This is a genomic window from Fictibacillus phosphorivorans, from assembly GCF_001619875.1.
GTDB lineage: Bacteria > Bacillota > Bacilli > Bacillales > Fictibacillaceae > Fictibacillus > Fictibacillus phosphorivorans_B.
Genome location: NZ_LRFC01000037.1, coordinates 1 through 19915 on the forward strand (window position 1 = coordinate 1; position 19915 = coordinate 19915).

The 19915-nt window shown below is 38.9% G+C and carries 18 protein-coding genes and 1 other annotated feature; of the genes, 1 reads left to right on the forward strand and 17 read right to left on the reverse strand.

Annotation, left to right across the window (positions count from 1 at the left end):
- Positions 1 to 330: 330 nt before the first annotated feature.
- From minD to AWM68_RS22040, 12 genes are all read right to left on the reverse strand, one after another.
- Positions 331 to 1125, reverse strand: a complete 795-nt coding sequence (gene minD / locus AWM68_RS14845) for a septum site-determining protein MinD (protein ID WP_066243409.1) — start codon at positions 1123 to 1125, stop codon at positions 331 to 333.
- A 15-nt stretch (positions 1126 to 1140) separates the two neighbouring features.
- The gene (minC, locus tag AWM68_RS14850) at positions 1141 to 1818 is read right to left on the reverse strand and encodes a septum site-determining protein MinC (protein ID WP_082820730.1); all 678 of its coding nucleotides are present in this window, start codon (positions 1816 to 1818) and stop codon (positions 1141 to 1143) included.
- Between the two features lie 63 nt (positions 1819 to 1881).
- Positions 1882 to 2403: a rod shape-determining protein MreD gene (gene mreD / locus AWM68_RS14855; RefSeq protein WP_082820731.1), complete on the reverse strand. Its 522-nt coding sequence runs from the start codon at positions 2401 to 2403 to the stop codon at positions 1882 to 1884.
- Positions 2400 to 3272 carry a rod shape-determining protein MreC gene (gene mreC / locus AWM68_RS14860; protein WP_066243417.1) on the reverse strand — a complete coding sequence of 291 codons (873 nt, stop codon included), beginning with the start codon at positions 3270 to 3272 and terminating at the stop codon, positions 2400 to 2402. The genes mreD and mreC overlap by 4 nt, the downstream gene beginning before the upstream one ends.
- Positions 3273 to 3286: 14 nt before the next feature.
- Positions 3287 to 4324 (reverse strand): rod shape-determining protein, encoded by a 1038-nt coding sequence (locus tag AWM68_RS14865; protein WP_066243421.1) that lies wholly within the window; start codon positions 4322 to 4324, stop codon positions 3287 to 3289.
- 72 nt (positions 4325 to 4396) lie between these two features.
- A complete protein-coding gene (gene radC, locus AWM68_RS14870; RefSeq protein WP_156488436.1) occupies positions 4397 to 5068 on the reverse strand; it encodes a RadC family protein in 672 nt (223 codons plus the stop codon).
- 33 nt (positions 5069 to 5101) lie between these two features.
- On the reverse strand, positions 5102 to 5692 hold the full coding sequence (locus tag AWM68_RS14875; protein ID WP_066243424.1) for a Maf family protein: 591 nt from the start codon (positions 5690 to 5692) through the stop codon (positions 5102 to 5104).
- Positions 5693 to 5994: 302 nt separating this feature from the next.
- Positions 5995 to 6993: a hypothetical protein gene (locus tag AWM68_RS14880; RefSeq protein WP_066243426.1), complete on the reverse strand. Its 999-nt coding sequence runs from the start codon at positions 6991 to 6993 to the stop codon at positions 5995 to 5997.
- A gap of 135 nt (positions 6994 to 7128) precedes the next feature.
- A complete protein-coding gene (locus tag AWM68_RS14885; protein ID WP_066243429.1) occupies positions 7129 to 8850 on the reverse strand; it encodes a GGDEF domain-containing protein in 1722 nt (573 codons plus the stop codon).
- Positions 8851 to 8974: 124 nt separating this feature from the next.
- Positions 8975 to 10270 carry a bifunctional folylpolyglutamate synthase/dihydrofolate synthase gene (locus tag AWM68_RS14890; protein WP_066243432.1) on the reverse strand — a complete coding sequence of 432 codons (1296 nt, stop codon included), beginning with the start codon at positions 10268 to 10270 and terminating at the stop codon, positions 8975 to 8977.
- 75 nt (positions 10271 to 10345) lie between these two features.
- The gene (locus AWM68_RS14895; RefSeq protein WP_066243435.1) at positions 10346 to 12994 is read right to left on the reverse strand and encodes a valine--tRNA ligase; all 2649 of its coding nucleotides are present in this window, start codon (positions 12992 to 12994) and stop codon (positions 10346 to 10348) included.
- A 1-nt stretch (position 12995) separates the two neighbouring features.
- Positions 12996 to 13118 carry a hypothetical protein gene (locus AWM68_RS22040; protein ID WP_269446797.1) on the reverse strand — a complete coding sequence of 41 codons (123 nt, stop codon included), beginning with the start codon at positions 13116 to 13118 and terminating at the stop codon, positions 12996 to 12998.
- Between the two features lie 264 nt (positions 13119 to 13382).
- Positions 13383 to 13605, reverse strand: a binding site (T-box leader).
- A gap of 168 nt (positions 13606 to 13773) precedes the next feature.
- Between AWM68_RS22040 and AWM68_RS14900 the strand changes: the two genes are divergently transcribed.
- Complete coding sequence (locus AWM68_RS14900) at positions 13774 to 13971, forward strand: hypothetical protein (protein ID WP_066243438.1); 198 nt, start codon at positions 13774 to 13776, stop codon at positions 13969 to 13971.
- Positions 13972 to 14018: 47 nt separating this feature from the next.
- Here the strand turns inward: AWM68_RS14900 and ysxE are convergent, their stop codons facing one another.
- The 5 genes from ysxE to hemB all read right to left on the reverse strand — a co-directional run bounded on the left by ysxE (position 14019) and on the right by hemB (position 19915).
- A complete protein-coding gene (ysxE, locus tag AWM68_RS14905) occupies positions 14019 to 15092 on the reverse strand; it encodes a spore coat protein YsxE (protein ID WP_066243441.1) in 1074 nt (357 codons plus the stop codon).
- Positions 15089 to 16006 carry a hypothetical protein gene (locus AWM68_RS14910; protein WP_066243444.1) on the reverse strand — a complete coding sequence of 306 codons (918 nt, stop codon included), beginning with the start codon at positions 16004 to 16006 and terminating at the stop codon, positions 15089 to 15091. The genes ysxE and AWM68_RS14910 overlap by 4 nt, the downstream gene beginning before the upstream one ends.
- Positions 16007 to 16020: 14 nt before the next feature.
- A complete protein-coding gene (locus AWM68_RS14915) occupies positions 16021 to 17523 on the reverse strand; it encodes a LysM peptidoglycan-binding domain-containing protein (RefSeq protein WP_066243449.1) in 1503 nt (500 codons plus the stop codon).
- Between the two features lie 117 nt (positions 17524 to 17640).
- Positions 17641 to 18927, reverse strand: coding sequence for a glutamate-1-semialdehyde 2,1-aminomutase (hemL, locus tag AWM68_RS14920; RefSeq protein WP_066244111.1), 1287 nt, complete (start codon positions 18925 to 18927; stop codon positions 17641 to 17643).
- A 16-nt stretch (positions 18928 to 18943) separates the two neighbouring features.
- Positions 18944 to 19915 carry a porphobilinogen synthase gene (gene hemB, locus AWM68_RS14925; protein ID WP_066243452.1) on the reverse strand — a complete coding sequence of 324 codons (972 nt, stop codon included), beginning with the start codon at positions 19913 to 19915 and terminating at the stop codon, positions 18944 to 18946.

A 19915-nucleotide genomic window follows, 5' to 3' on the forward strand; every position in this document is an offset into this window, starting at 1 on the left:
AGGCGGGCAGGTGAGACACTTAAGAGTGAAACGTACAAATGTGGCTCACCGCCTGCCCCGCGGAAAGCGAGCTCCCGGAACGGAAATCAATCACTTTCAAGAGCTACATAGCAAATATATCAGCCTTTAAAAGTCACCTTTGATTAGTTGATTGAAGTGCAAGGGGCGAGACTCCTGCGGGACAGGTGGGCAGGTGAGACACTTAAAAGTGAAACGTCCCAATGTGGCTCACCGCCTGCCCCGCGGAAAGCGAGCTCCTGGAACGGAAATCAACCACTTTCAAATCTTACAAAACAGCAAAAGAAAAAACATCAGCAAAAAGCTGATGTTTTATTTCATTCCTAATAAAGTTTTAATTTTTCCAAAAAAACCTTTCTCTTCTTCTAAAGAAAGAAGAGGAACAGACTCGCCTAAGATCCTTCTCGCAATATTTCTGTAGGCAATAGAAGCTTTCGAGTCAGGCTGCATTGCAACGGGTTCACCTTTGTTCGCTGCTTTGATTACATTTTCATCGTCAATAACGACTCCTAATAGCTCAATAGAGAGAACAGAAACAATCTCATCTACATCGAGCATATCTCCACTTTTAGCAAGATGATTACGAAGACGGTTCACGATTAACTTAGGAGCTTCAACATCTTCTTGTTCTAAAAGTCCGATAATGCGATCTGCATCCCGCACAGACGAGATTTCAGGATTTGTAACAACTATGGATTTATCTGCGCCTGCTACAGCATTTTTAAAGCCTTGTTCAATACCAGCGGGACAGTCGATAATAACATAGTCATAGTCTTGTTTTAACTCCTGAACGATTTTTTTAACTTGTTCAGGGGTTATGGAAGTTTTATCTTTTGTTTGAGCTGCCGGCAGCAGGTACAAACATTCAAAGCGCTTATCTTTTATTAGAGCCTGGTTCAGCTTGCAGCGTTCTTCTGCAACATCTACAAGATCATAGATGATTCGATTCTCAAGTCCCATTAAAACATCAAGATTACGTAAGCCGATATCTGTATCTACAAGGCATACTTTTTTTCCAGAAAGAGCTAGAGCAGTCCCTATATTGGCAGAAGTCGTTGTTTTACCGACCCCACCTTTCCCAGACGTAATGACTATCGCTTCTCCCATGCTTCATTCCCCTTTCTATACCAAACTGTTCAACATCGGTCTTAATCGGTGAACAGCACTGATTCGATCAATACGAATCTGTTGTTCTTCATTGGATATGTAAGCAAACTCCATCTCATTTCCTAGTTCCGGATAAGAGTCTGGTGCTCTATTAATATGTTGAGCGATTCTAAGCTGAGAAGGTTTCATTACGGATGCTGCAATGATCGCTTCTTCGTTGCCCTTCGTTCCGCAGTGAGCGATTCCCTTAAGCGAGCCAAGAATATAAATATTACCCGTCGCCATAACAGTACCGCCAGGATTAACGTCGCCAATCAGGAGCAGATCTCCTTGAATATCAAGAACCTGTCCTGACCTGACGATTTTGGAAACCGTTACAACTTGGGCATCTTTTCTCAGCTCTTCAGCTTCTGCCTTTGTTATAACTTCTGACTCAATATGCTCTAAGATCAGATTTTCCTTTTGTTTTAGTACATCACGTAATTTTTCCTCTTGCTCAGCTGTTACATAACGTTTACCTGCTTTTACTTTTACAGAAATAACAGGTCCACTTAACAACTGGCCGCTTCCGGCGGTTAATTTATCATTAAGCTCCTCGATTAATTTCTCGAAGGAACACTTATCATCCAACAATAAAATGAGGCCGTCTTTTGTACCTTTTATTGTTACGTTGTGCTGGAGTTTTTGTACCATTGCCATTGTTCACCTCAACGTACTAACATTCGACAGCTAGGTCTAAATTCCTCTTTGAAGAAGTTAGTTTTCTTTTAGGGTATCCTTTATTTGGTTCAGCTGCTTTACAAACGGATAATAAATGAGTATCGCAAATAAACCGTTTAAGATGAGGGTAGGCAACAATCTTTTATAAAGAAATACATCAATCATCTGATTGCTGATTCCGATAAGACTGTTCAAACCGTATACAAAAAACTCTAGGATGGATACTCCTACAATGGACAAAAGCAGTGTCACAATTAAATTCCCAAATAAGTATCTAGAAAAAACAGACGTTATATAGGCAGTAGCAGCCATTGAAAACAGATATACACCAATGATGTCTGTATAAAGAAGGTCCGTTAAAAGTCCAAAAGCCAGTCCATACAGAAGCCCATATGTAGTATTCAGATAGATTGCTACAAATAAGATCATAACCATTGAAAAACGGGGGATCAACTGCCAGTCCATACTGTTTTCATGAGGCAAGAAAGCTTGTACTAAAGAACTTTCACTAATAAAGGCTAAATAGATAAGAAAAGGAAGAAGGATTTTTTTCATCATTCTTCCTCCTTTTCTCTTAAACTTTCATCGACTGCAGGCATTTCTCGTTCAAGCACCATTACATGATCAATATCGTATAGATCCGCAGAAGGCTTCAAATAAGCCGTTTGTGTCAAACCTACTTCATCCGGTTCGATATCAACCACTTCTCCGATCAGTAGATTAGGTGGAAATACATCGCCGAGACCAGAGGTAATGACTTTTTGACCCTTTTTGATCTTTGCGTCTACTGGAATCTTTTTAAACAACAAAGCTTGCTTTTTCGCATCATAACCTTCAATCGTTCCAAAGATGTTCTTCTCTCCTTGAACAATTGCCGAAAAACGATTTGTACGGTCATTGTCACTAATTAATTGAACCGTTGATTGAAACAAGGAGACATTTGTTACTTTCCCAATAAATCCTTGAGGTGAAATAACAGCCATTTTAGGCTTTATTCCGTCCTTTTCCCCTTTATTAATGTAGATGAATTGATTCCATTGATCAGGGGATCGGCCGATAACCGTTGCTTCTCTCACTTTAAAGTCGGTGAGATCTTCTTCCTTGTCCAATTGGGCTTTTAGTGTTTCATTTGTTTTTTTAACTTCCTCATACTGTACATAAAGTTTTGCGTACTCATCTAACCTAGCTTTTAACATTTGATTCTCTTTATATAGCTGTTTCATTTCAGCTAAATTCTCAAAGAAACCCGCTATTGTATTAGCGGGTTTATAGAAAATCGTTTGTGTTAGTCCTGCAGAATCTTTCAAAAACTGTTCAGGTAAGGTTAGGCTTTCCCTTTTTTTCATCGAAAAACCAATCAAAGCTACTAGAATAATAATACTGACTAGCAGAATGATAAGGCGTTTATTCGAAAAAAAATGTGGCATGAAAATACACCTACTTACTTGGATTTAGATCTAGAAGTTATACCAGCTTTGGATTTAAAAAGGTGCAGATTTTCAAGCGCTCGGCCAGTTCCAACTGCTACACAATCCAATGCATTTTCCGCCACGATAACAGGCATTTTTGTCTCTTCACTGATTACTTTATCCAAGTTTCTTAATAAAGCACCGCCACCTGTAAGTACTATACCGCGATCCATAATATCAGCAGCAAGTTCTGGAGGTGTTTTTTCAAGAGTTACTTTTACAGCATCCATAATGCTGTTTACCGTATCACGCAACGCGCTGGAAACTTCTTCCGCCGTAATCGTAATCGTTTTTGGAAGACCTGTCAACAAATCTCTACCACGGATATCCATGTCTTCAATTCCGTCAGGTGCTCCAGCTGAACCAATCTCAAGTTTAAGTGTTTCAGCCGTTCTTTCACCGATCATTAAATTATAAGTCTTTTTAATGTAAGCGATGATCGCATCGTCCATTTCATCTCCCGCAATGCGGATTGATTGGCTGGTAACGATACCACCTAGAGAAATGATCGCTACTTCTGTAGTTCCTCCACCGATGTCAACAACCATACTTCCCGTTGGTTCCCAAACTGGAAGGTCTGCACCGATCGCAGCTGCAAAAGGCTCTTCAATCGTATAAGCTTCACGCGCTCCTGCTTGCTTCGTTGCATCTTCTACAGCACGTTTCTCAACAGCTGTAATTCCTGAAGGTACACATACCATTACGTATGGTTTACGTGCAAATACAGAACGATTCTTTTGGGCTTGCTGAATAAAGTATTTCATCATCGTTGCTGTTGTTTCGAAATCAGCAATTACCCCATCTTTCATAGGTCTTACTGCAACGATATTACCTGGAGTACGTCCAATCATATTTTTAGCAGCATTACCTACCGCTTCAATTGAACCTGTGTCAGTACGCAAAGCAACAACGGAAGGTTCACGCACAACAACACCCTTGCCCTTCACGTAAACAAGTGTGTTTGCAGTTCCTAAATCAATTCCTAAATCTCTTGAAAATCCACCAAACATTTATGTAGACTCCTTTCATCAAGCAAAACTCATACGTTTGATTATACGCTAAAAAAGAAACAAAAGACAATGTTAAACATATCCTTTTTCTTTTAAACTTACGTATTTTTGATCACCTATTATAATATGATCCAACACTTCAATTCCAAGCATTTTTCCGCACTCTACTAACCTTTTTGTAACTTCGATGTCTTCCCTGCTCGGTGCAGGATCACCGCTCGGATGATTGTGAAAACAGATGATCGAAGCACTTGAACGCTTGAATCCTTCTTTAAACACTTCTCTTGGATGAACGATAGAAGTATTCAAGCTACCTATGAAAATCGTCTTTTTATGCAGGACCTGGTTCTTTGTATTTAAATACAAACAAACAAAGTGTTCTTGCTGCAAAAAACGCAATTCATCCATTAAATACCTTGCTCCATCTTCTGGAGAACGAATTGTATACTTTTCTTCAAACTGAAGCCTGCTGATGCGCTTCCCGATTTCAATGGCAGCCATTAATTCGACGGCTTTCGCTGATCCTATACCATTGATTTCTTTCAATTCACCTATTGTTGCTTCTTTAAGATGCCTCAATCCTTCAAATTGCTGAATGATATGATGTGCGAGTTGGATAGCTGACATTTGTTTCGTACCCGTTCTTAAAAGAATAGCTAACAATTCATAATTGGAAAGGGCGTCAGGTCCATCATTCAACAGCCTTTCTCGCGGCCTCTCCTGTATTGGGTAATCTTTTATCATAAGCGGTTTTGTCACCACTTACGTTCCCCCTTATTATTCAGTCTGCGTGACTGACTCGGTGAATGAGAATCCAAAATCTTTTAGTGAACGAACAACTTTTGAAATCGGTAAACCTACCACATTAAAGTAATCACCTTGAATTTTTTCTACTAATAAAGATCCATGGCCTTGAATTCCATAACTTCCAGCCTTATCAAATGGCTCTCCTGTGTTTATATACCAAGAAATTGTTTTTTCATCTAATGTGTAAAAAGTTACATCTGTTTTAACGGAGAAAACCACTTTCTTATCTTTGTCTATTAAACAAACACCTGTGTAAACTTCGTGAGTTTGTCCGGAAAGCATTCTTAACATATCAGCCGCTTCGTTAGCATTTTGAGGCTTACCAAGACGATTATTATGAAAAGAAACGATCGTATCTGCACCAAGAATTACACAATCAGGTTTATTCGAAAAAACATCTGCAGCTTTTTGCTCAGCAAGTGATTCTACCAATTGACTTGGAGTCAGGGAAATATCCATTTTTTCTTCAAGTGTACTTGGATACGTTTCAAAAGGAAGAAGCGTTAATGACAGAAGTTCATATCTTCGAGGTGAAGCAGAGGCTAATATGAGGCGTTTCATGTAATCACCTTTCATCTAATTCATTGATGTTATTTTTTTTGTACAATTTTACAATAACAAACTTGTAAAAATTAGACAAACCACGCCGAAAAACATACTTCTATTAGTTTTTCGATAATATTCAGCATTTTATGTGGGCAAATGACAATTTTCATTGATAGATTACAGTCAAATGCTGTAAAGGTAACAATACAAAGTCTAGAGGAGAAAATCTAGTCTCCCTTAATTCAAATGTTAGAACAGCCAAAACATAAAAAAAGCAGCTCAAATGTTAATGATTTGAGCTGCACTTCTTTACTACCTTATTTTAGTGTTGAAAGAAGCTTAGTATATGCTTGGAAGCTATCCATCACTTTTTGCTGGAAAGCCCAATTCAACTCGCCTTCCTTAGAATCTTTTAGCGCTAAAAATGCCCCTTCCAACTGTTTTTCATAATCAGTTGATGCTTTTGCAGTACTTTCTTTCCATTTTCCTTTTTGGTTATTCCCGTACTCTTTCCATTTATTAAAGTCGTTTAGAGTTCGATCAAGACCAGAACCTTTTGCTTCCGGCATTTGAGAAAGGGTTAGTACATTTTGAAGTAGGACTTGCCCATTCTTAAAATAGATTTCATCAAGATTATTTGGCGTTTTTAGGTTTTCGAATGTAAAAGAAAGTGTTTTAGAAAGTGGCTTATCCATCTTCTTTTGGTAAGCTTCATTATATTTATCTAACTGATGTGTTTCATTTCCCATGCCAACAATCACTGAGTATTTATCTTCATCTGCTTTTATAATGATAGCGGAGAACCCATTTTCTTCAATAGATTGAACTACCCCTTCAGCACGATCTTTTGAAGAAAAGACGCCTGCTTGAAGAGCTGAGAACTCTAGATTAATCGGTGTCAGTGATACTGATTTATCCTTACTGACAGGTTGTTCTGTTTTTACAACAGGGGTTTCCATCTGTTTATCGCCAGCTTCTGTAATATCAGAAGAAAATACCATCAATACCAATAACCCTAAGATAGTCCCAGTTACTACTGCACCCATAACAGCTGCAATAATTTGCTTAGCAAGTGCTTTACCTTTTTGAGGCATAGGAAAGCTTGTCTTTTTATTTGAAAATACATGCCAGTTCTTTTTTTTAAAGAAATGATCTGTTTTCTTTATAGGTGCTGCGAGAATCGTATAACCATCCCTATTCACCGTCTCTATCGCGGCAGCAACCTCTTTTTGAGCTTGCTCTTGATTCTCTGTTTTTTTATCTTCACTATATTTCTTTTCTTTTCCATTTATTAAAATTGAAATCTCTTGTTTCATCACTATCCGCTCCTCTCTATCATCTACTAAAACATATGCTAATTTCGTTTTAATAGAACTTGAAAATGAGAGGGAGAACTAAAAATATGAAGTAATAAATAAAAAAACTTTAGGATCTCACCCTAAAGTTTTTATCTAACCTACATAAGCCGCTACTTTATTTCGCCCTTGCTGTTTTGCTCCTGTATACATTGCGCGATCTGCATTTCGAACGAGAGTAAGCGCATCTTCTCCTTGATGTGGTGCAGTTGCAACACCGATGCTCGCTGTTATGTAAATGTTATGTCTCATTTGATCTGTAAGATCATTCTGTATTTCAAACCCTATATCCGAAATGACTGAACGAAGCTGTTCAGCTAGAAATAAACATTCTCTCTCACCAGACTCAGGCAAAACGATTATAAATTCTTCACCGCCATAGCGAGCCACTGTACCACGATCACCAATAAATCTCTCTAGTCTTTTCGCTAATAAGATCAGCACTTCATTTCCACTTTGATGTCCATATGTATCGTTCACTTTTTTAAAATGATCGATATCCAAAAGGATAACTGAAAATTCTTTTCTGAAATACTCGTAATTCTGATACATAGTCGTCAAAAGATCTTCAAAATAACGATAATTATACAAACCTGTTAATGGACATTGTTCACTTTTTAATTTTGTTGACTCATAGTTTCTAGCATTATCGATCGCAACAGCTAAATAGTTGGCTAAAATCTCAAGAATAATTAAATGGTGTTTATGAAACGCATGTTTATCTTTTGATGCAAAAGTAATGATTCCAACAATTCTTTGATTTCGTATCATTGGAACAGATAGTACGGATTGAGCTTTCCCTTGAAAGAATAGCTCTGAAATCTTTCGCCATGCTCTAAGTTTGCTGTAGCGAATACTCTTTCCCGTAGCCCATACTCTCCCGCTGATCGCTTCATGTTTTTTGATAGGAACTGCCGTTAATATGCCTTCTTCACTTTCATATTGGCGTATGATTTTCAGGTGTTCACCTGCATCAGCGTCATAAATAAATGCAAAGTCCACATTCATGAAACCAATTAATCTTTCAATGAAAACATCTAAGATATGATTTACTTTTAAATGCTCAGAAAGCTGCTGGCCGATCTCGCTTGCTTTTTGCAGAGCATCGTTAATCTGCTGGCTGGAATGGTATAAGTTAATAATGATAGAGAGGGATAGAAAAGGAAGCCCTACATAGAAAATACCAGGCCGTCCTAATTGAGAATACAGAACAAATAACATAAGACCGACTGGAATCGCTAATACTTCTGAAACAAAATCCCACACTGCATCACGTTCAAAAAAAGCGACTTCTTCTTCGTAAAGATATTTTACAATTAAGTAAATGGCTACGTGATTTAGTACCAAGCCTGTCCCTACATATGCGATAACAGGTATCAAATTGATAGATTCGTTTACTTCAAACGCGCCAATATCTCCTCCAAGAAGGTGGAACACGGTGCTTTCGCAGATGATAATCCACGAAAACATTAGCGTATTCGCCATATATCTATAATATTCTTTAATGATATGTATTTTTAGAGACAAGAACATTGCAATGACAGATAAAAGTGTCATATATAAAGCAGCCGCGAGTCCAAAATATAAAAATACAGCAAGATTAATACCTGACATAAACGAGATGTTAGAACTAAGAACTTTAATAGGAAAACAAGAAACAACAATCGCCAATAAGGATATAATGCCTAAATCAATAAAATTCATTTCAGAATGGTTATTTGTCATCTGAGTAGCTGTCCAAATGGCCAGTGGAAATAAGAAAACCCATGCAATTACAAGGTACAAACGTTTTTTTCTATTTGCCATCCGCATTGTCATTCACTTGTCCTCCTCTCTATTAACATCGCTGTCTATCATTCTTCACTATGAAAACACATCTATTTTACTAGGACAAATTCATTATCTATTATTTTATCAAAAGTTCAAAAAATTACAATAAATGTTATTCCAAATTTTGAAATGTTTTTCTTACTTCTGAAATAAAGTAGAGTGACCCTGTAATGATAAGGACATCATCTTCCTTTAATCTTCCTCTAACATGATCTAAAGCTTCTTCCCACACTGAAATAGCAATTGACCTTTTAAAAGGACTTTCTGCAAGTAATTGTTCCGCAGAAGCAGCTCTTGGAAAATCAAAGGTTGTGAAGTATGCCTCGTATACTACACTTTCTAAGTCTTTCATCATGTTTCCATATGCTTTATCCTGCAGTGCTGCAAAAAGCAAGAAAATTCTTTTTGATTTATAGTGATTGAGCAATGTTTGTTTAAGTGCATGAACGCCTTGCAGATTATGTGCCCCGTCAATGATTATATCGGGTGATTTTGATACTTTTTCAAATCTTCCAGCCCAATTTGCTTTATATAAGCCCAACTTAATTTCAGAAGAGGAGACGTTAAATTTACCTGACTTCACTAAGTGCATAATAGCTGCAGCAGCCAAACCTGCATTCTTTATTTGGTGAGTTCCTTTCATCGAGATCAGATATTCATGCTCTGACTTATCAAAGTCATAAAACATAAACCGCTCACCTTGATCCAAACTCTCAAGATGACGCACGGAAAAGTCACGATCTAAAAAATAGGAATCAGATTTTGTTTCTTTTGCTTTTTGTTTGATCACGTTGATGGCACTATCTTGTTCAACTGTAGTAATTACTGGTGTATGTGGTTTTATAATGCCTGCCTTCTGAAAAGCTATATCCTCAATTGTGTCACCGAGTATACCCATATGGTCAAAGCCGATGTTTGTAATAAGACTCAAAATAGGTGCAATTACATTTGTAGAATCGTAAAGACCGCCAAGCCCCGTCTCATACAAAACTACATCTGGTTTTTTGTCGGCAAAATACAGAAGGGAAATAACCGTAATCACTTCAAACTCAGTTGGACTTCCGAGTGATGTTGCAGCCAACTCTTCAACTAGTGGCCGCAACATTTTAGAATAATGAAGAAGTTCTTCATCGGCTATTGGTACACCATCAATTGATACTCTTTCATTGAACGTTATTAAATATGGCGATGTAAAAGTACCTGTAGAGTACTTTGCTTCATTAAAGATGCTTCTCAAATACTCTACAGTTGATCCCTTTCCGTTTGTTCCTGCTATATGTATGAGGGTTAACTTCTTCTCCGGATTTTCTGTTCGCTCTAAAAGCCATTCCACTCTTTTAAGCCCTGGCTTAATACCGAATTTTAATAAGCTATGAATCCAATTTAGCGCTTCGTTATAAGAATTCAAGTCATCTCCACCCTTCTTAAAAGTAAAGGAGGCGAATCCTGCTGTAATAAGGATCCGCCTCATATATATAAGTTTCTAGCTTTGAAGTTCTTTAATTCGTGCTAATACGTTATCATACTTTTCCTGATAATCCGCTTGCTTCGCACGTTCTTCATCAATAACCTTTTCAGGTGCTTTTTTCATGAAGCCTTCATTGCTTAACTTTTTCTGTACACGTTCTACTTCTTTCGCATACTTTTCTGCTTCTTTTTCAAGTCGCTTGATCTCTTCATCAATATTAAGCAACCCTTCAAGTGGAAGGTACATTTCTAAACCTGTTAATACGGTGCTCATGCTTTTTTCAGGTGCTGAAATTTCATCTGAGATCACAAGTTCACTCGGGTTACAGAAACGAACTAAATATTGACGATTTGTTTCTAGTGCTGCAAGAATTTCTTTGTTCTTCGGTTTGATTTGCAGCTCAATCGGTTTACTTGGTGCAACGTTCATCTCTGATCGAATATTACGAACGGAACGAATCACTTCTGTAATAAGAGCAAACTCTTTTGCTGCTTCAGGGAAATGAAGATCTTCATTCTTTTCTGGCCATGCTGCAACCGTGATTGATTCTCCTTCATGAGGCAGATGCTGCCAGATTTCTTCTGTGATAAATGGCATGAACGGATGAAGCAATCTAAGGGTATTGTCTAATACATACGCGAGTACTGAACGTGTTGTTTTCTTCGCTTCTTCATCTTCCCCATATAAAGGAAGCTTCGCCATTTCAATGTACCAGTCACACAAGTCATCCCAGATAAAGTTATAAAGAAGACGTCCCACTTCTCCAAATTCGTAAGCATCGATCAGACGCGTGATGTCTTCGGATGTTTCGTTCAATCGAGTAAGAATCCATTGATCTGCGAGTGATTTCTTTCCACTTAAATCAATCTCATCATACTGCATGCCATCCATGTTCATTAGAGCAAAACGAGATGCGTTCCAGATTTTATTAGCAAAGTTCCAAGTAGATTCTACCTTTTCCCAATAAAAACGAAGATCGTTTCCTGGTGAGCTTCCTGTAGATAAGAAGAAACGTAATGCATCCGCCCCATACTTCTCTATTACATCCATCGGATCTACACCGTTGCCAAGCGACTTACTCATTTTTCTGCCTTCAGAGTCACGAACGAGTCCGTGAATTAAAACATCATTAAACGGTTTTTGATCCGTAAACTCTAACGATTGGAAGATCATTCTTGAAACCCAGAAAGAAATGATATCATATCCTGTTACAAGTACATTTCCAGGGAAGTAGCGTTTGAAATCCGCTGCTTTTTCATCCGGCCAGCCCATCGTGGAGAACGGCCATAGTGCAGACGAGAACCAAGTATCAAGAACATCCGTATCCTGCTCCCAATTTTCCGGATCTTTCGGTTCTGATTTCCCAACATAGATTTCACCTGTTTCTTTATGGAACCAAGCAGGGATACGGTGACCCCACCAAAGTTGTCGTGAAATACACCAATCACGGATATTTTCGATCCAGCGCATGTATGTGTTCTCAAAACGATCTGGAACGAAATTCACTTTATCTTCACCTTGCTGAAGCTTGATCGCTTCTTCTGCTAATGGCTTCATTTTAACAAACCATTGGGTAGATAAGTACGGTTCAACAACCGCTCCACTTCGCTCAGAGTGCCCAACCGAGTGCATGTGTTCTTCGATTTTAAATAACACACCTTGCTCCTGTAGATCTTTAACAATCTGCTTACGGCATTCGAAGCGATCCAAACCTTGATAATCTCCAGCGTTTTCGTTCATCTTTCCGCCTTCATCCATAACAAGAATACGCTCAAGATTGTGTCTGTTTCCAATTTCGAAATCGTTTGGATCATGCGCAGGCGTAATCTTTACAGCACCAGAACCAAATTCCATATCAACGTAATCGTCGCCAACAATTTCAATCTCACGGCCAACGATTGGGAGGATTGCTTTTTTGCCGATCAGATGCTGATAACGTTCATCTTTTGGATGTACCGCAATCGCTGTATCACCAAGCATCGTTTCAGGACGAGTTGTCGCTACTTCAATGTGACCTGATCCATCAGCGAGCGGATATTTCATATGATAGAAAGCACCTTGAACATCTTGATGAATAACTTCAATATCGGAAAGTGCTGTCTTTGTTTGCGGATCCCAGTTGATGATATACTCGCCGCGGTAGATTAATCCTTTTTCATAAAGATTAACAAAAACCTCTTTAACTGCTTCTGAAAGCCCTTCATCGAGCGTGAATCGCTCGCGGGAATAATCTAGACCAAGTCCAAGCTTAGCCCATTGCTGACGGATAAACTTGGCATACTCTTCTTTCCATTCCCAGGATTTTTCTAAAAACTTTTCACGTCCTAAATCGTAACGTGAAATACCTTCTTCACGCAGCTTTCCTTCTACCTTTGCTTGTGTAGCAATTCCAGCATGGTCCATTCCTGGCAGCCATAAAACATCATACCCTTGCATGCGTTTTGTGCGAGTTAAGATATCTTGAAGGGTAGTGTCCCATGCATGCCCAAGATGCAGTTTCCCTGTAACGTTTGGAGGTGGGATAACAATCGTATAAGGCTGTTTCCCTTCCTCGCCCTTAGCTTCAAAAAACTTCCCTTTCAGCCAAAAATCATAACGGTTTTCTTCGGTTGCCTTCGGATCATACTTTGTTGGCATCGTCAGTTCTTTCTGTTCGTTCGTCATTCTATTCTCCTCCTTTATTTCTAATGCTGTTTTCGTATTCATTGTTGCTTTGAAGGTGGTTGATCTCCGTTCCAGGCGCTCGCTTTCCGCGGGGCAGGCGGTGAGCCACATTTAGACGTTTCACTCGTAAGTGTCTCACCTGCCTAGTTGCAGTGGCTAGCCTCTCGAGGTCAAAAGTTAAATGGCTCAGAGTACGCCTTCAAATCCATTTACCTTTTGCTTGTCGAGGCTGAACGAGCCACTTCCACTTTTTGGACTGCCCGCCTGTCCTAGCCGAGAGTCTTGCACCTTGCACTCCAATCAACTGTTCAAAGTAGACAATAAGAAGATTAAAACCAACAATCCGTTAGAAAACAGCCATTTCTAAAAACAAAAAAGCCCTTTCGTCAAAAAGGACGAAAGGACTCCGCGGTACCACCTTAATTTACGGCAAGTCTAAATAAACCTGCTGTACACTTCAATGATAACGGATGTACCGTCTTCTCCTACTACATTTCAAAGAAGATGCTCAAGGGCGACTTCCAACTAACTTTCCTTAAGGATTCTTTCAGCAGATGAATCCTCTCTCTAAAAGGCGTTATATTTGTACTATTCCCTGTCTACGCAACAATATAGATTCTGAATATATTTTATACAACATCTTTGTTTTTAGTCAATAGCATACCCGTATCTTGTAAAAGTTATTCTATGCACCATAACCCCCTTTGGTGAAAGCCTGTCTTTCACGTTAATCAATTTTTTGCATAAATTATTGAAAATGGGCGAATGGGGGGCTTTTCTTGGCTAGAAAGTATTTTCGAAAAGCACGTTTTCCTGCTGGCTGGTTTGTAACACTTAAACAAACGATCGGACAATTGACTGCACCACTCATTATCTTTCAGCTGTTAAGAACGATACTATTTCCATCTGCGGTAGATTTTATTATTCTTTTGACCTTAGTGATTCTTCATATATGTTTTGCTTACGATGTGCTGTAAGCAGAGAAAGTTTGGAATAATAACCAAAAAAAGATCACATATACGCGTTATATGTGATCTCCTTCGTCATTTATATGAATTTTAGTCGGGACAGTATCCGAGTTATCTAAAGGTGCAGGCGGAGGTGCTATCATAATCGCATCGCAAAAATCCCGGATTTTTTTCATTGCTCTTATTCTACTCTCCAGTCGATGCACCATTTCAATTTGAGAATAATCATTCCGTCTGCTGCAGTATAAGTCCACTGCATTAAAAACGGGTTCAGGATAAGATAAATAACTAATTAATAATCCTCTTTCCTCATTTAACAATTGAACATGTTTCTCGTAAGAATCTAATAAAAACTTTCCTTCTTCTACTGTCCACTCTCTTTGATGTGCAGCTCTTCTGAAGTAAACTGCTAGGTCTCTTACTGGTGTATCGAGTACGGCTTTCTCAAAGTTCAGAAGATGCCCTTCACCTGTCGGGTTAAAGATCAAGTGATTTCTTGAAACTTTTCCGTGACAAAGGACGCTCCGGTAACGTTTTTCCCTTTGACAGGTATCGTACCAATCTTTCAATCTTCTTTTTGCTTCTTCCGTCATCCTCATGATTTGATGAAAATGACTTAAATAAGTTAACTCAAACGGTGACATATACGTTTTCTGTTCAGCTTCTTCTGTAAACCGTTCCATCTCATATTGTCGATTTTCCCATCTGTTCATGAGATACTGATAAGAATGTTCCACTACTTCATTAGAAAAATCTTGTTCTTTTAGTGTTAAAGCATGAATTTTTCCTAAGTGATCGAGAAGTACCTCATCTTTTGCTTTTTCGTTTCTCTCATCTGAAGCAAACCAAGGCATCAGGTAGTACGTTCTTGAGCCTAGCTGAACAGTGTAATCACCAAACTTGGTTGGATAAAGAGGGACAACCTGGTGAAAGCCAATCTCTGAAAGACGCTGAATGACATGTGTAAACCAGCTTCTTTCCTCTTCAGTCATTTCTGCTTCCTTTAGTGCAAATGTACCCCTTTTCGTTATGACCTTCTTCACTTTCCCATGCTGTTCCAATTTTTCAGGAAATAGATCATAATGAAAAAGGACGGGCCCGTAATTTAATGTTTCCTTTTCGGTTGTCATAGGGCCACCTTCCTTCTTTTTTCATCAAACCATTCTGTTACTGTCTTAACAAGTGTTCGATTTGACTCCCAACATTCTTCATACTTCTTGAGTCCCTCTACCATTCTTTCTAAAGAACTGTTATCCAATTGTTTTAGGCAATCATAAATTTCCCAAGGTGTAACGATCTCAGCTAAAAGAAGCAATCCTTGTTCATGGTCCAACGTAAAATGTTTATTTACCTCTGTTAGAAGCTGTTTTACCGAAAGAGGTGAAGAATGTTCCAGCCACTCTAATAAGAACATTCGAAAAGGCAGATATCCTCTAACCGGCCAAGCATCACCACCCTGGTAAAATAAGAAATGAAAGATTTTTTTACCGTTTTTAAAGCTCATCTCTCTTTCTAGGACAGGCAATTCACTATCTTTCACCTTGCTTCTAATTGCCTCAGAAAGCTTAAGACGCTCTTTCGCTTCATAAATACTCGTTGTAATACAGGAAAAATTTGCTTCCATGTACTTTTGAGATAAACGTAAACACTGATTTATATCAAAAACCGGAAGTTCTGTTTGAAGGTCCAAGTTCTCTTTACCATCATATTTCACAGCACATTTTAATAAATTTCCGATGAACTGTCCCCATCTTTCTACCTCATCACAGCCGAATAACGCTTCAGCATGATCATGTATGGATATCCATTGTTCACCATATTGTATTGCAGTTTCCCCGCTATTAGTACGAATCATACGGTCTGGCACGGCGCCAGAGCCTTTTGAAGACTCATCGCGCCACTTAACATGCCATTTTAGCCGTTCATAATCCTTCCAATAACGGATGCGTTTCTCCCCAAGATCGGTCATTATGATATGAGGTTTTTCTTTCCATCTTATCCCGTAAAGTTCATACTCATTTTCCAAGGTGTTAATTAAATTCATAACAGCACCTCATCTTAACGTGAACTTACAGGAATATAAATGATCTGCCCCTCTGAAACTTCACCTTGCTGCAGTCGATTCATGCGCATCAATGTATTTAATGAGATATCGTATCTTTCACAAATATGCTCTAAAGAGTCTCCGCGCTGCAGAATGTACATTTTCATCTTCGAAAAACGTTCTTCTTTAGCAGAGAGCATCTTTGTTAAATAAAGGGCATTCTCATCTCTCGGTTCATCATGGTCTGCCTGTTCTGCTTCTGGCTGTGATTCATGTTCTCTTTCTGGATAACTATTATCTTCATATTCATAGGATGTATCATGATCTTCGGCACTTAGCTCATAGTTTGATTCTTCGTATTCTTGCTCTGCCTCATAAGATTGTTCACCATACTCGTATTCATTCGAGTAAGAAGGACGTTCTGAATGATTTTGTTGATATTGATAGTTAGCGTAGTGATGAGGCTGCTGGTGATATGCTTCTTGTTGTTGATACGGATTATAAGGATATGGTCGATTTGTATCCTGATAAGATGGCTGACTTTGGTAACTGTTTGCTTGCTCATGGTACTCCTGTGCTTCATAGTCCGGTGTTTGCTGAGCTTGATAGCTTTCATACGTTTCTTCTTCTTCATGATTATATGATTCTGTATAATCATTTTGATCAGCAGCTTCTACTTCACCATAAACCTCTTCTTCTTCTTCCAAGCGAGCTTCAGGTTCTTCTGTGTATGAGTCCATCTGACGAGTATTTTCACTTGAAAAAGCAATAGCCTTTAAGGAATCAAATGTAGCTTCCATTGTACGGTCATTTGATGATTCAAAATGAGGTTTAAACTCAAAAACTGCTTTCTTTTCCTCACGTACTTCAGCATTATTCTCATTAAATCGAGCTAAAAACTCGTTTGGCTGAGGCTGTGACGGTACTCCGCCGCTTTGACGCGCTTCAAATTGAAAAGGTGTAAAAATATCTTGTTTCTCTTCTTTTTGTACTTCTTTTTGTACCGATCGCTCTTCAGCTACTACCGAACGTACCTCCTCTTTTGGAGAATCGTACGCAGGGCTTTCTTGACGCTGTTTTTCATCTTTTATACCATAGATACAAATGGATGCGGAAAGTTCAAAGCAAGTAGAATTAGGAAGTTCGTATTCGAATGATTCCACCTCCACTTTTACCTCATTTGAATCCTCTACACGATAGGAAGGGATCGTAATATCCACTGGAAAACGATGCACAAGGTCTGTTACACCATCTTCTGCAACACTCAGCTGTGTAAGTGAACGATATGAAACACTCTCAGCAAGCGGGGTTAATTCAAAATCAGCCGCATTCTGTTCTTGATTCTCAGCACGGTATCTGCCGTTTAAAATAAGAGCTCCCTTGATATAAACCTGTCCGGCTTCCTCTGTAATACGAATTTCAGGATCAAGTGACATCGACAAAACTTCAGCTACTTCCTGTCCTTTCTTAAGCCAAACAGACTCCTCAATGGAGAAACGCAGCTTCGATTGACTCATGCCCTTCTCCTCCTTTCAATTTACATATAGTTATACAATATAGGTGTATGAGAGAGGAGGACGAAATATGAATCAAATAAAAATAGCGTCCGCTTTTAATAGCGAACGCTAGGAAATTTATTTTAATTGAGAAAAAGCTTTTCTGAACGCAGCAACCGTCTGGTTGATATCTTCTTCCGTATGAGCAGTGGATAGGAACAAACCTTCAAATTGTGATGGAGGCAATGAAATCCCTTCCTGAAGCATCGTTTTGAAAACTGAATTAAAATGATCCAAATTTGATAATTTTGCAGTTTCATAATTGATAACATCTGTATTTGTAAAGAAGAAACCAATCATACTTCCCGCACGGTTGATTGTATGTTCCACGCCATAATGTTCTGCAGCTTCAGAGATTCCTGACGCTAACTGATCACCCAGCTTTTGAAAATAAACATAACTTTCTTTTGTAAGCTGAGAAAGTGTAGCAAATCCTGCAGCCATGGCAAGCGGATTACCTGATAACGTTCCTGCTTGGTAGATCGGACCGCTTGGGGCAATCTGTTCCATAATCTCGCGTTTACCGCCATACGCACCAACAGGCAGGCCGCCACCGATGACTTTCCCTAAACAGGTTAGATCAGGTGTCACGCCAAAATAACCTTGTGCACACTCATAATCAACACGGAACCCTGTCATTACTTCATCAAAGATTAATAGAGAACCATGCTGCTCCGTTATTTTGCGCACGCCTTCAAGGAATCCTTTTTGTGGAGGAACAACACCCATGTTTCCTGCGACAGGTTCAACAATAACACAAGCAATATCTTCCCCAAATTGATTAAAAGCTACTTGAAGACTCTCCAGATCATTGTAAGGAACAGTAATTGTATTTTGTGCAATCCCTTCAGGAACACCTGGAGAATCTGGCAGACCTAGAGTTGCAACACCAGAACCTGCTTTAATCAATAAAGAATCTCCATGCCCATGATAACATCCTTCAAATTTAACGATCTTGCTTCTTCCTGTGTATCCACGAGATAAACGAAGAGCGCTCATCGTTGCTTCTGTCCCTGAATTCACCATACGTACAACTTCAATAGATGGGACACGATCGATCACAAGCTTGGCCAATTTTGTTTCCATTTCATTAGGAGCACCAAAGCTTGTTCCAAGTTCAGCTGTCTCTTTAAGTGCTCTCACTACTTGATCATCAGCATGTCCTAAAATTAATGGTCCCCACGACAAAACGTAGTCAATATACTCATTTCCATCGATATCATAAATTTTAGAACCCTTTCCTCGTTCCATAAATACTGGGTCCATTTTTACCGATTTAAATGCTCGAACAGGACTGTTAACGCCCCCAGGCATTACTTCCTTCGCTTCATTAAAAGCAGCTATTGATCGTTCAAAGCTTCTCATACCAACACCCTTTCTCTTATTTCTCATTCAGCCATCTTGCAGCATCTTTAGCAAAATAAGTAATGATTAAATCTGCTCCTGCTCTTTTCATTGAGATTAATTTTTCAAGCACGATGCTCTTTTCATCTACCCATCCATTTATCGCAGCAGCTTTTATCATGGAATATTCTCCGCTAACGTTGTAAGCAACTAAAGGAAGTGGATATCTGTCTTTTAGTTCTCTTAAAATATCCAAGTAAGATAAGGCTGGTTTCACCATTAAGAAATCAGCACCTTCAGCAATATCTGATTCTGCTTCACGCAGTGCTTCTAAACGGTTTGCAGGGTCCATCTGATAGGTTTTTCTGTCACCAAATTGTGGAGTGCTATGAGCAGCATCACGAAACGGACCATAAAAAGATGATGCATATTTAACAGCGTAAGACATGATAGGCACATCGTAATAACCCGCTTCATCCAACCCATGTCTGATAGCAGCAACAAAACCATCCATCATGTTTGAAGGTGCGATTATATCTGCTCCAGCTTTTGCTTGAGAAACAGCTGTTTTAGCAAGCAGTGTCAGCGTTTCATCGTTTAATACTTCACCGTTTTCAATCACACCGCAATGACCATGGTCGGTAAACTGACATAAACAAGTATCGGCAATAACAGTTAAAGATGGCGCGATCTCTTTAATTTGAGCAATTGCTCTTTGTACAATTCCATTATGGTCATAAGCTGAGCTTCCGCAGTCGTCTTTTTCGTTTGGCACTCCAAAAACAATAATGGACTGAATGCCTAAACTCTCGATTTCCTTCACTTCATTCTCAAGCAGATCGAGTGATAAATGATATACACCTGGCATTGAAGGTACTTCTTTTTTTACATTCTCACCTTCAACAAAGAAAAGTGGATAAATAAAATCAGATACATGAAGATGTGTTTCACGTACTAATGAACGCATGGATGCAGATTTTCTTAAACGGCGATGACGCTGGAAATTCAT